The sequence below is a fragment of the Ramlibacter sp. genome (genome assembly GCF_029866045.1).
Classification (GTDB): Bacteria; Pseudomonadota; Gammaproteobacteria; order Burkholderiales; family Burkholderiaceae_C; genus Ramlibacter.
The window spans coordinates 18,031-29,696 of record NZ_JARXAB010000177.1 but is presented as its reverse complement, the minus strand read 5'-3'; the positions used below and the strand labels follow the sequence as shown (position 1 = coordinate 29,696).

11 protein-coding genes and 1 other RNA gene are annotated in these 11,666 nt (G+C 65.0%); 6 read left to right on the top strand and 6 right to left on the bottom strand.

Translation table 11 applies throughout. The annotated features are described in order from the left end of the window. The 3 genes from QE494_RS17735 to QE494_RS17725 form a co-directional block, all read left to right on the top strand. Positions 1-251: hypothetical protein (locus QE494_RS17735; protein ID WP_300045638.1), on the top strand; the 251-nt coding region annotated here is incomplete at its 5' end. Between the two features lie 210 nt (positions 252-461). After that, positions 462-1,730: a TIGR03862 family flavoprotein gene (locus QE494_RS17730; protein WP_300045651.1), complete on the top strand. Its 1,269-nt coding sequence runs from the start codon at positions 462-464 to the stop codon at positions 1,728-1,730. 89 nt (positions 1,731-1,819) lie between these two features. Further along, on the top strand, positions 1,820-2,584 hold the full coding sequence (locus tag QE494_RS17725; protein WP_300045635.1) for a hypothetical protein: 765 nt from the start codon (positions 1,820-1,822) through the stop codon (positions 2,582-2,584). 7 nt (positions 2,585-2,591) lie between these two features. Here QE494_RS17725 and QE494_RS17720 read toward each other — a convergent pair whose 3' ends face one another. From QE494_RS17720 to QE494_RS17700, 5 genes are all read right to left on the bottom strand, one after another. After that, the gene (locus tag QE494_RS17720) at positions 2,592-3,590 is read right to left on the bottom strand and encodes a tripartite tricarboxylate transporter substrate binding protein (RefSeq protein WP_300045631.1); all 999 of its coding nucleotides are present in this window, start codon (positions 3,588-3,590) and stop codon (positions 2,592-2,594) included. Between the two features lie 55 nt (positions 3,591-3,645). Then, the gene (locus QE494_RS17715) at positions 3,646-5,304 is read right to left on the bottom strand and encodes an AMP-binding protein (protein WP_300045628.1); all 1,659 of its coding nucleotides are present in this window, start codon (positions 5,302-5,304) and stop codon (positions 3,646-3,648) included. Further along, positions 5,297-6,214, bottom strand: coding sequence for an SMP-30/gluconolactonase/LRE family protein (locus QE494_RS17710; RefSeq protein WP_300045625.1), 918 nt, complete (start codon positions 6,212-6,214; stop codon positions 5,297-5,299). The genes QE494_RS17715 and QE494_RS17710 overlap by 8 nt, the downstream gene beginning before the upstream one ends. Positions 6,215-6,316: 102 nt before the next feature. Beyond that, the gene (locus tag QE494_RS17705; RefSeq protein ID WP_300045622.1) at positions 6,317-7,096 is read right to left on the bottom strand and encodes a TetR/AcrR family transcriptional regulator; all 780 of its coding nucleotides are present in this window, start codon (positions 7,094-7,096) and stop codon (positions 6,317-6,319) included. A gap of 285 nt (positions 7,097-7,381) precedes the next feature. Then, complete coding sequence (locus QE494_RS17700) at positions 7,382-8,410, bottom strand: hypothetical protein (protein WP_300045619.1); 1,029 nt, start codon at positions 8,408-8,410, stop codon at positions 7,382-7,384. A 190-nt stretch (positions 8,411-8,600) separates the two neighbouring features. Here QE494_RS17700 and QE494_RS17695 point away from each other — a divergent pair, with 190 nt between their 5' ends. Beyond that, a complete protein-coding gene (locus tag QE494_RS17695; RefSeq protein WP_300045617.1) occupies positions 8,601-8,903 on the top strand; it encodes a hypothetical protein in 303 nt (100 codons plus the stop codon). Positions 8,904-9,010: 107 nt separating this feature from the next. On the opposite strand, the gene ffs is transcribed toward QE494_RS17695, so the two are convergent. Next, positions 9,011-9,107: signal recognition particle sRNA small type (gene ffs, locus QE494_RS17690), an RNA gene on the bottom strand. Positions 9,108-9,214: 107 nt separating this feature from the next. Here ffs and dnaX point away from each other — a divergent pair. Both dnaX and QE494_RS17680 read left to right on the top strand, forming a co-directional pair. Continuing rightward, complete coding sequence (gene dnaX, locus QE494_RS17685; protein WP_300045616.1) at positions 9,215-11,266, top strand: DNA polymerase III subunit gamma/tau; 2,052 nt, start codon at positions 9,215-9,217, stop codon at positions 11,264-11,266. Between the two features lie 55 nt (positions 11,267-11,321). Further along, entirely contained in the window at positions 11,322-11,654 is a 333-nt protein-coding gene (locus QE494_RS17680) for a YbaB/EbfC family nucleoid-associated protein (protein WP_300045614.1), read from the top strand. The last annotated feature ends 12 nt before the right edge of the window (positions 11,655-11,666 follow it).

The window sequence follows — 11,666 nt, the reverse complement described above, 5'->3', positions numbered from 1 at the left end:
CGTTCCCTCCCAGCGTTGACCCAGGCCGCAACTTGACCGAGCAGTTGTCGACCATTCGCTCTCTCTTGGCAACTGGCGAGCTGTCCCTCGCCTACGAAGGCTGCGTCTGCCTTCTCGAGCGCTGCCCCATCCAGGTCCCAGGCAGTGTTGCGGTCGGTCTCATCGAACTTGCACTCACCTTCAAGTTCAAGACCCACCGCGTCGAAGATGCCGAGTACGTCTGGGACTGTGACCCTGCGCCGATCCCGTGACTCAAGCGCTTGAAATCTAGCGCTGAGATCGGCTTCGGCCGACAGGATGCCGGGTGTATGACCCGCGGAGAGTCATCCAGCATTCCGTCCCGCCAGACGAGCCGGCCGGATCGAGGCGCGGATTCATTCGGGGATTGATCGCCTGCCTAACTGCCCACACCGCATCGTCCATACTCCCGGCTTTGATCGGGGACAGTTGTGGACATTCAAATGGAGGGCGAGGGCAGCGTCGGCGCAGGCGGCACGGCCCAGGCGCAGCAGGCCGCCGTGATCGGCGCCGGCCCGGCGGGGCTGATGGCGGCCGAAGCCCTGGCCCAGGCTGGCGTGTCCGTCCATGTCTATGACGCCATGCCTTCGGTGGGGCGCAAGTTTCTGCTGGCGGGGCGTGGCGGCCTGAACCTCACCCACTCCGAGCCGCTCGAGCGCTTTGTCACGCGGCTGCGTCCCAAGGCGCCCTCACTCGAGGCTGCCGTGCGCGCCTTCACCCCCGAGGCCCTGCGCGCCTGGGCCGAGGCCCTGGGCGTGCCCACCTTCGTTGGCACATCCGGCCGCGTCTTTCCCGTGGACATGAAGGCCGCGCCCTTGCTGCGCGCCTGGCTGCACCGGCTGCGCGCAAGCGGCGTGCAGTTTCACATGCGCCATCGGTGGCGGGGCTGGGACGATGCCGGCCACCTGAGATTTGACACGCCTGCAGGGCCGCGCAGCGTGGACAGCGCGGTGCAGGTGCTGGCCCTGGGCGGCGGCAGCTGGGCGCGCCTGGGCTCGGACGGCGCCTGGGTGCCGCTGCTGCAGGCGGCCGGGGTGGCGGTTCATCCGCTGCAGCCGTCCAACTGCGGCTTTGATGTGGCGGGCGGATGGACGCCCTTGTTCACTGAGCGATTTGCGGGCCAGCCTTTCAAGTCGGTGGCCATGACCTTGGGCGACCAGCGACGCAAGGGCGAGTTTGTCGCCACCACCACCGGTGTCGAGGGCAGTCTGGTCTACGCCTTCTCGGCCGACCTGCGCGAGGCGATCGCACGCGAGGGACAGGCCACGTTTTTGCTGGACCTGCTGCCCGATCGCAGCGAGGCCGATGTGCTTCGCGAGGTGGCGCACCCGCGGGGTTCCCGCTCCCTGTCCAGCCACCTCAAGGGCCGGCTGGGTCTGGAAGGCATCAAGATGGCCATCCTGCATGAGCGGCTCACGCGCGAGGCCATGCACCAAAGCGCCCAATTAGCGGCAGCCATCAAAGCCCTGCCCATCGCCTTGGCGGCGCCGCGACCGATTGACGAGGCGATCAGCAGCGCTGGCGGCGTGGCCTGGGACGCGCTTGACGCCTCGCTCATGCTCCGTGACAGGCCGGGCGTCTTTTGCGCCGGCGAGATGCTCGACTGGGAGGCGCCCACCGGCGGTTACTTGCTCAGTGCCTCGATGGCCAGCGGGCGTGCGGCAGGAGAAGGCGCGGTCCGGCGCTTGTGCAACGGCGCTGTCACCATCTGATGATTAAAATGACAATTGTTGGCAATCTGATGCCGTTGGCGATCTCCGGTGCTCACTGATTAACCGCCGAAACAAAGAAGGAACCTGTCATGAGTGAAGTGCAAAGTGGTCTGGGCAATAAGCTCGAAAATGTTTTTCTTGCGATCTTGCGGGTGGTCATTCTCGTGGTGCTGGCCTTGAGCCTGGTGGCGGCGGTGGCCCTGGGGGTCTGGGCCGTCAAGGACATGGGCGCTTCTCCAACTCCTTACAAGTCTGAAGCGGTCGACAACAAGGCATTGATCCAGGAGCTGAAGAAGTCGCTCGAGTCTGCGCCCGCGGCTTCGCAACCTGCACCGCAAAAGCCCAATTCGTCCAAGGGTGGCAAGGCAGAAAACAAGGCGCTTGAGGAAGAATTGGGAAAGCAACTCAAGGTCGTGAGCGACTTCCTGTCCAAGTTTGAGAAGAACCTCAACAACCCCGACGGTTTCAAGGCTGACCTGCGTAAGAAGGCCAACACATTGGCACTTGAGCCCCAGAGCGAAGCGAGCGTGCTGGCCTATGCCAAGGGGCAGACGGATTTGTTCTCCCTGGCATTGGCCGACCCGGAGATCATCGCCATTTTGAAGAAGAAGGACGATGACGCCTTCGGCAACTATTTCAGCGCTGCGGTCGACATCTACCCCGACTTTTTTGAGCGTCAGGCCGAAAGCCGCAAGGAGTTCGAGGCCGAGGAGAGCGCCCGGGTCCTGGGTGCCAAGGCCGGCGCGATGATGAAGCTCTCGATCGCCGGCGGGATGTTTGGCACTTTTTTGCTGATCAGCCTGATCCTGGTGCTGGTGAAGATCGAACGCAACCTGCGGGTGCGTCCGGTCTGAGCGTCAATTAGTCTGGGGTCATCCCAGAGACTTTGACCACGTCCGCATAGCGGACGATGTCGGCCTGGATCGTCTTGGCGAAATCAGCGGAGGTTCCGCCGCGGACCTCCGAGCCCAGCGAGGCGAGCTTTTCCTTCACCTGGGCCGACTGCAAGATCTTGCCGATTTCGGCGTTGAGCCGCGCCACGATCTCCGGCGGCGTGCGGGCGGGTGCCACCAGGCCGTGCCACTGGGTGAACTCATAGCTCGGAATGGATTCGGCAATGGCCGGAATGTCAGGCGCAGCCGCCGAGCGCTTGGCGCCGGTGACGCCCAGCGCACGCAGCTTGCCGCTGCGCACATGGGGCAGGGTAGACAGCGTGGTGGCGAAGGTCAGGTCAACTTGGCCGCCAATGAGGTCGGTGAAGGCTGGGCCTGCGCCCTTGTAGGGCACATGCAGCCACTCCACACCCGTTTTCATCGAGAACCAGATGGCCGCCATGTGCCCGGCGCTTCCGGTGCCTGCAGAGGCCAGGGTCAGGCCACGCGGCTTGGATTTGGCGAGCGCCACGAGTTCGTTGACATTGCGCGCAGCGACCGAGGGGTTGACCGCCAACGCCACCTCGAAGGAAGTCAGCTGGATGATCGGCGCGAAGTCGCGCACCGGGTTGTACGGCAGGTCTTTATAGAGCGCCGGGTTGACCGCCATCTGCCCCGGCAGCACCAGCAAGATGGTGTGGCCGTCGGCCGGCGCAGTCGCCACGAATTGGCAGCCAGGGATGCCGTTGGCGCCGCCCCGGTTGTCGATGATCACCGACTGTCCCAGCGCCTGCGACAGCGGCTCGGCGATGAGACGGGAGACCACGTCCGTGCCGCCTCCGGGCGGGTAGGGCACCACCAGCCGAATCGGCTTGCTAGGCCAACTTCCCTGTGCATGCGCCGGCGATGACGCAAGGGGCAGCAGGCCGGCCAGGGCGGTGCCCGTCAAGGCAGATGTGACGAATTGGCGACGGTCAATTTTTTTCATGTTGCTGGTTCCGTGTAGAGAGGCGTGGGGGAAGGGCTCGTAGCAGCGGGCAGTTTCAAACGCGGGAAAGATCGGTGGCACGCGCCTTGAGCGTGTGGTCCGAGCGCAGGGCGCCTTTAAGGATTTTGTGCGTAGGCGTGTGGGGCAGGTTGTCCATGAACAGCACATAGCGCGGCACCTTCATCGGTGCCAGATGGCGCGCGCACCAGGCGGCGATGTCCTGGGCGGTGAGCGTGGCACCGGGTTTGCACACCACCGCCGCCAGGATTTCGTCCTCTCCCAATTCGGCGGGCACCGCAATTGCGGCGGCCTCGGCCACGTCGGGGTGCTCGCCAATGACGCGGTCAAGCTCGGCGCCGGCAATGTTCTCGCCGCGACGGCGAATGATGTCCTTCTTGCGCGAGACGAAGGTGTAGTAACCGTCGGCGTCGCGCTTGACCAGATCGCCAGTGAGGAACCAGCCATCGCGAAAGGCCGCAGCGGTTTGCTCTGGGTCACGAAAGTAGCCCTTGGTCACGATGGGCGTTTTGACGATCAGCTCGCCCACAGTGTCGTCGGGCAGGTCGCGTCCTTCGTCGTCCACCACGCGGCACTGGGCCCAGGGCACATCCGGGTCGGGGTGACGCCCAGCCGGCCCCATGGTGCCGGGCTTTTGCAGGCCGCCGTAGGGGCTGCAGGTCACGCCGGGTATCTCGGTCATGCCGTAGCCCGAGACGAAGTAGGGCACGCCGAAATCATTGCGGAAGGCCTCTTGCGCGCTTTGCCGCACGCCGTAGGCGCAGCGCAGGCGGTGGCCTGGGCGAAACTCGCTGCGCGGCCTGGCTTTGAGGATGTTGCAGGCCGCCTCGATGATGTTGACCACCGTTGCGCCAGTGGCCTCTGCCTGCTCCCAGAAGGCCGAGGCCGAGAACTTGGGCACGATGGCCATCGAGGCCCCGGCCGCCACCGTGCCCGACACCGAGTAGAACAGGGCGTTCATGTGGAACAGGGGCAGCACCACCATCAGCCGGTCTTCCGGCTGCACGTGCATGCGCTCGACAAAGGCCTCGCCAGCCAGCAAGTAGCTGCGCTGGCTGTGCATGGCGCCTTTGGGGAAGCCGGTGGTGCCTGAGGTGTAGATGGTCACGCAGATGGATTCAGCGTCGCCCTGAACCGGGGGTGCGTCGGCAGCATGCACCTGCGCGAGCAGGTCTTGCAATAGCGGGGGCGCATCGCTGGTGCCCGCAGGTGCGGCTTCGAGCAGCACCATCCAGGGGGACAAGCCGCGTTCTGCGCAGGCCGCGCGGGTGGTGGCCAGGCAGGCGGCGTCGCTGGCCACGCCCGAGAGCTCGGCATGCTGCAGCACATAGCCGGCTTCGGCAACGCCGAACTCCGGGTTGATCGGCACCATGGTCGCGCCCAGGCGCGCCAGTGCGAACAGCAGCAGGACATGTGCCGGGTGGTTGCGCGCCACGATGCCGACACGGTCGCCCGCCTTTACGCCGCGTTGGGCAAGCAAGGCTGCAGCCTTGGCCACATCGCCCGCGAACTCGCCCCACGTCCGGCTGCGGCCGTCGTACACATAGAACGGCTTGTCCACACGCGACGCGAGCCGGCTCGCGAAGGCCCCTGCCAGCGTGTAGTCGTGCGCGGGGTAGGCGCGCAAGACAGCCAGAGGGGGCATCAAGTGCGCGGGGACCCGGCCGAGGGCGCCGGATGCAGCCGTGTCATGCATGCGAGTACATCCGCTTGCCAGCGACCGGCAGTTGCGCCTTGATGATGACGCCGTGCTCGGCTTCGGTGATGTACAGCGTCTTGTTGTCCGGGCCGCCGAAGGCCAGGTTGGTGGTGCGCATGCCCGCGCAGGACTTGATGCGCCAGATTGGCTCGCCGTACTTGGAGAAGCCCCACACCGTTCCGAAGCCGGCGTGAACGACAAAGAGGTTGCCTTCTTCATCAAGGGCCATGCCGTCCGGGCCGGTGGGGCTGCCAGACAGCTGGATGAACATGCTGACCTTGCCCACGCCCTTGTGATTGGGCAGCAGCGGAATAACCAGGATGTTGTTGGTCCGCGTGGCCGCGACGTAGAGCAGGTTTTCTTCCTTGTTCAAGACGAGGCCGTTGGGCCCGGCGACACCCTGGTACAGCATGTCGAGCTCGCCCGTGGCACGCAGGCGCCACACCCGGCCGGTCGGGTCATTCAGCGCGCTTTGGCCCTGGTCGGTGAAGTACACGTCGCCATTGGCGCCGTAAATCAGGTCATTGAGACCCTTGAAGCCTTCGTGGTTGCCCCGATTGAGCAGCACCTTCATGGCGGCCGTCTTCGGGTCAAAGGTCAGGAGGCCCAGCGAATGGTCTGCCACCACGATGTGTCCGTCCTTGTGGAAGCGCAGGCCATTGGGCTCACCGTCCCACTCGGCGAAGGTGCTCCACTCGCCTTGCGGGGTGATCTTGAAGATGCGGCCATAGGGAATGTCGACGCAAAACAGATTGCCTTCGCGGTCGAAGGAAGGCCCCTCCAAGAAGGAGTGCACCGGGCCTGCGCCGCGCTTGTCGACCCAATGGGAGGGGTGGCCCATGCGGCGAAAGCTCTCGGGCATGCGGGTGTGGACTTCGGTCTGGACAACGGGGGGAGCTGCGTACATGGGGCCTCGTGCAAGTTTGGAAGGGAAAGGTGAAGGGAATGGTGGGAGGAATGGGGAAAGGGGAAAGAGAAAACGGCGAAGAGAGTCGGCGGTTGATGACAGTCAGACCCTGGTCCGGCTAGGCACCTTGGCATTTGCGAGTGCGGTCGGTGCGGTAGGTGCGCCGTTCGCCGCAGGCGGTGCAGCCAGAAAGCCGGCAATGGCAAACGGAACCAGTTGGTCCAGGGCCGCCTGCATGTTGCTGGCTGCACAAGCGCCTCCGGAGTAGTCCTCCAGACGCCCGGCCTGGGAGCTGACCACCAAGTAGCTGCCGACCATGAAATTGAAGCGCCAGTACACCGCCTCGGCGCTCAGGTGCGGGCATGCGGCGCACAGCGCGCTCACATAGCGCTCGGTCGAAGCGCCGAACGCCTGCCGGCGCAGTGCCAGGCCCAGGTCACCGGCCTCGCCGCGCAGCTGCGAGTGAATTCGCACGAATGCGCGCCCGCCCTCGCCCTGCTGGGCCATCTCCAGTGCCGGGGTCAGGAAGTGACGAACCAAGGTCTCCAGCGGCACGTGGCCGGCGCCCGATTGCGCCTCGGCCGCGTCCAGCAGCGTAACGCGACGCGCCGCAATGACATGCGCGCGGCGCAGGAACACCTCGGTAAAGAGGTTTTGCTTGCTGGTGAAGTAGTAGTGCAGCAAGCCCTGGTTGATGCCGCTCTGGGCGGAGATCGCCCGAAAGGTGCAGGCGGCATAACCCAGCTCTGCGAACAGCAACTCGGAGGCGTCTAGCAAGCGCTCCCGCACGCCAGAGGCCGACGTCCGCGCGCTTGGCGCGTCGGGAGGGGGCTCCTGGGTGGCGGACATGGCCGCTGGCACGCCCGACTTAGTTGCTTGCATAACTAAATGTAAGGCGATGCTGATCGCTGGTCAATATGCTTTGCAAGGGGAGGGCGCAAGCGGCGCAGGCCACAGGGTCCACCTCGCTCGACAGCGGGCGCCTGGCGCTCTCAGGAGGAAAAGCGGCGCTCGAGCGGCGGGGCAATCGCGCCTGGAAGCGCGAGGCAGCGCCTGGGACGGGGCCCCGGGCGCTGCGGCTGACGCAATGAAGTGGCGCTTTTTGCCGGCGCGATAGGAGCCAGTTGATGACTCAATGCGGCAGAAAATCGTCTACCTGGTAGCGGCTTACTTTCGCATCCCGATTTCGAAATAGCCCGAACCGTTCTGCGGGTTGCGGTAGGCGTACACGCCCGTTCCAGCCAGGATCCCATAGCCTTGGCCACCCACCGAACTTGTCCTGGCGATGCCAGTCCATGGAGAATCGCGGGTGATCGTCAGGCCGTGGCTGGTGGTCGAGTCGCTGTAGATCGTGAATGCGCCCGAGGTGCCCGCAGTCGTGTGAGCAATGTATTCGCCTGCCACATCACTAATGGCTGGCGAAATTTGTTCGGAAGCGACGGCCAGCCCATAGCCATACCCCCCAGCACCGCCGTCATTGAAGTCCAGGAACCCGACGCGTTGGTTGTTGGAGGATTTCAGCGCCGCCATATGGCTCTTGTTGGCAGACCCGGACCTGACCATCTCCCAGATGCCTCCGCCGATATGGGTCAGCGCCCCGGTCGTCGTTGCGGCGCAGCTGCCTGTCCCGTTGCTAATGTTGGCCGTTGTGCACGTGGTGTAGGTCGCGGTGCTGGCGCCTGTTGAAACGACCTGGACGGTTCCGTAATTCGTGGTGCAGCCCGAATAGACGCCATAGTTTTTCGCCGCGCAATTGAGCGAAATGTAGTTGTAGGTGCCGGCCATGTCTGCGCCACTCACCGAAGGATTTGAAACACCGAGGATGGGGACATCCCTGTACGTCCCATTGAGAAGCATCCTAATCCTCCCGATCAGCAGGCCATTTTGGGCCGCATAGATCTTGGAGCTAGGCGACTCCGAGGGGGAGTAAGAGCCGTCGCTATTTCTCGTCAAGGTGCCGCTACTCGTGGCTCCTTCCAATCCATACGCGCTCTTCGTGATCGTGTACGAGTAGGTGCTGTTGACTGAATCGAAGGTGTAGCTCAAGACCTCACCAGCCGTCGCAGAGGCAACGTACGTCTGGGAAAATTGGGCGCCATTGGATGAGTTGCCTCCGCCGCCTCCGCCGCCTCCGCCGCACGAAGTCAAGAGCAATCCCGCGATGAGCGCCAAAACGGCGCTGACAATAATTTTCATCTCTAGACTCCATGCCTGTCCAAGTAACCGGGCCATATTAGCAAAGCGCACGCTTGCAGCGGCCGCATCTAATCGTCAACTTGATTACCGTCTGCTGATGTGAGTGGCGCTATCTGGCTGATTCTCTTGAAGGTTGACGGCAAACCTCCGGATTGACATCCTGAAGATACTCACCTCAGTTGCCATTGCCATGAAAGCCGCTGCACCCAAAATCGTATTTCGGTACCGCCCCCAGGATTGCGCCACCGGTGTCACCCGATCAACGACCCAGAGGCTGGCCAAGACCTTGGGCGTCAACGAGACCCAGGTGGTTCATTTAGCACTGCGGGAGTTGGCTGCCAGGGTTCTGCCTCAATACGAGGCGGACGAAGGCCCCCTGACCCCAGTGCAATGCAAGCAGATCAAAGAGACTGCGCCCAAGGGAATGGGTGGAACCTACCGCAGCAGGCTGCTCGATCTACAGCGACCCGAAAGCGATGGCACCTCGGGCTAGATCGGAGCCTTGAGGACAGGGTGTCGTGTGCAGGTGGTCCACACATCAGCTATGTCGCGTCCCAATCAAGCCAAGTGCTTGATCTGGCAACGGAAAGCCTCAAAGAAGTTGACGAGCCTTACCCCCGGCACTGGCTCCACAGTTAGGGCTGCTTGGTTCCCCACCTGACCCGTTTGGCCGCTTCACCATGCGGGGAGGCCCGTCACCGGTGATTGTAGGCGAGGGTGGCCGGGCCTGTGCCCGGGCCCGATGGCCTTCTGGTCTGGGTCAGCGGGATTCGGCCCGGGCCATGCGCCCGTAGAATCCGACGCATGTCCTATCTCGTTCTGGCCCGGCAGTACCGCCCCCGCAATTTCGGGGAAATGGTAGGCCAGGAGCATGTGGTCCAGGCCCTGGGCAATGCGCTGACCCAGCAGCGCCTGCACCACGCCTATCTGTTCACCGGCACCCGTGGCGTGGGCAAGACCACGGTCTCCCGCATCCTGGCCAAGAGCCTCAACTGCCAGGGTGCCGACGGGCAGGGCGGTATCACCGCCGAGCCCTGCGGCGTGTGCCAGGCCTGTACCGACATCGACACCGGCCGCTTTGTCGATTACACCGAGCTCGACGCCGCATCCAACCGCGGCGTGGACGAGGTGCAGCAGTTGCTTGAGCAGGCGGTTTACAAGCCGGTGCAGGGCCGCTTCAAGGTCTTCATGATCGACGAGGTGCACATGCTCACCGGGCACGCGTTCAACGCGATGCTCAAAACGCTGGAAGAGCCGCCCGAGTACCTCAAGTTCGTGCTGGCGACCACCGACCCGCAAAAAGTGCCGGTCACCGTGCTCTCCCGCTGCCTGCAGTTCAACCTGCGCCCAATGGCGCCCGAGACGGTGCAGGACCATCTGGCCCGGGTGCTGGGCCAGGAGGCGGTGCCTTCCGAAGCGGGTGCGCTGCGCCTGCTCTCGCGCGCCGCCCGCGGCTCGATGCGTGACGCCCTCTCGCTCACCGACCAGGCCATCGCCTTCGGCGGCGGCCGTCTGGACGAGGCCACGGTGCGCCAGATGCTGGGCAGCGTAGACCGCAGCCATGTGTTCCGCCTGGTGGGCGCCCTGGCCGCCGGCGACGGCGCCGAGGTGGTGGAGACCTGCGAAGGCCTGCGCAGGCTGGGCCTGTCGGCCGCCTCCACGCTGGAGGAAATGAGCGCGGTGCTACAAAAAATGGCGGTGATGCAGGCGGTGCCGTCCGCTGCCAGCGCGCCCCAAGACGAAGAAGCCGCCGAGACCGCCCGGCTGGCCGGCTTGCTGCCTGCCGACGAGACCCAGCTGCTCTACAGCCTGTGTCTGCATGGCCGCGCCGAGCTCGGCCTGGCCCCCGACGAGTACGCCGCGTTGACCATGGTGCTGCTGCGCCTGCTGGCGTTCAAGCCCGGCGGGCATCCAGGCCAAGGGACAGCCCACGGCGCTGGCGCCTCGGCTGAAAAAAAAACTTCAGCTGAACCCCTGAGGTCGGCAAATCCTGCGGTATCTGTGGCGGCAACTGCCGGGGCAGCAGGACCTGCAGCGGGGGCCGCGCCCAACGCCGTCCGCCAGGAAGCGTCCCATCTCGGCGTGCCGCCCTCGGAACCTCCACGTCCCGACATCTCCCGCACGGAAGCCACCCGCCCCGAAGCCTCTCGCGTCGTGAGCGCCGTCCCCGCAGTGGGCACGCCCCCGGGCCAGGTGGTGCCAGTGGTGACGGCGCCGTCCTTGCCCTCCGATGCCGCGCCTCGGGGCGCAGCTGGTTTGCAGGCCGGTCGTGCCCCGGGAGCAACGCCCGGCTTGGGTGGCGTCACCGATGCGCGTCCCGCCCTGCGTCGCCCGCTTGACGGCCGGCCGGCCAGTGAAGTGATGGGCGTGCCTGTGATGGTGCAGGCCGAGCCCGAGCGCGATGCCGCCGCTGGCCGCGCCGCTACCACCCTCACCCGCACCGAGGAAGGCGACTTCTGGTTTGCCACGGTGCAGTCCCTGGTGGCGGCCGAGGCGGTGAGCGCGCTGGCTCGCGAGCTGGCCCTGCAGTCACAGCTGGTGGCACGGGACACTGACCACTGGCTGCTGCGGGTCGAGCGCGAGTCCCTCAATCAGGGCGCCACCCGCGAGCGCCTCCAAGGGGCGCTGCATCAGGTGGGCTACGCCGTCACCCTGGGCGTTGAAATCGGCGCGGTGAGCGACAGCCCGGCGCGCCGCAATGCCCATGCGGCCGCCGAGCGCCAGCGCGCGGCCGAGGCCATCATCCTGGCCGACCCCTTCGTCCAGCAGATGATGCAAGACTTCGGGGCGACAATCGTGCCTGGAAGCATCAAGCCGGCCGGTAAGGCAGGCACCCGCTCCATGCCTGGGCCTTGAAGGCCAGGCGTAGCGCGCACACAGTTTTACCTCTTCACATCACAGGAAGCACATCATGTTCAACAAGGGAGCCCTGGCTGGCCTTATGAAGCAGGCCCAGGCCATGCAGGAGAACCTCAAGAAGGCCCAGGACGAACTCGGCAGCGTGGAGGTGACGGGCGAGTCCGGCTCCGGGCTGGTCAAGGTCATCATGACCTGCAAGCACGAGGTCAAGCGCATCACCATCGACCCGAGCCTGCTGGCCGACGACAAGGACATGCTCGAAGACCTGGTGGCTGCCGCCTTTAATGCTGCCTCGCGCAAGGCCGAGGAAACCTCTCAAGAGCGGCTGGGCAAGCTCACCGCCGGCATGCCCGGTCTGCCCCCGGGCATGAAGCTGCCGTTTTGATCGGCCCAGGCC

Bases quoted from the DNA above. Each gene is read 5' to 3' on its own strand.
- QE494_RS17730 (WP_300045651.1), top strand. From the start codon at position 462: ATGGAGGGCGAGGGCAGCGTCGGCGCAGGCGGCACGGCCCAGGCGCAG.
- QE494_RS17725 (WP_300045635.1), top strand. From the start codon at position 1,820: ATGAGTGAAGTGCAAAGTGGTCTGGGCAATAAGCTCGAAAATGTTTTT.
- QE494_RS17720 (WP_300045631.1), bottom strand. From the start codon at position 3,590: ATGAAAAAAATTGACCGTCGCCAATTCGTCACATCTGCCTTGACGGGC.
- QE494_RS17715 (WP_300045628.1), bottom strand. From the start codon at position 5,304: ATGCATGACACGGCTGCATCCGGCGCCCTCGGCCGGGTCCCCGCGCAC.
- QE494_RS17710 (WP_300045625.1), bottom strand. From the start codon at position 6,214: ATGTACGCAGCTCCCCCCGTTGTCCAGACCGAAGTCCACACCCGCATG.
- QE494_RS17705 (WP_300045622.1), bottom strand. From the start codon at position 7,096: ATGCAAGCAACTAAGTCGGGCGTGCCAGCGGCCATGTCCGCCACCCAG.
- QE494_RS17700 (WP_300045619.1), bottom strand. From the start codon at position 8,410: ATGAAAATTATTGTCAGCGCCGTTTTGGCGCTCATCGCGGGATTGCTC.
- QE494_RS17695 (WP_300045617.1), top strand. From the start codon at position 8,601: ATGAAAGCCGCTGCACCCAAAATCGTATTTCGGTACCGCCCCCAGGAT.
- dnaX (WP_300045616.1), top strand. From the start codon at position 9,215: ATGTCCTATCTCGTTCTGGCCCGGCAGTACCGCCCCCGCAATTTCGGG.
- QE494_RS17680 (WP_300045614.1), top strand. From the start codon at position 11,322: ATGTTCAACAAGGGAGCCCTGGCTGGCCTTATGAAGCAGGCCCAGGCC.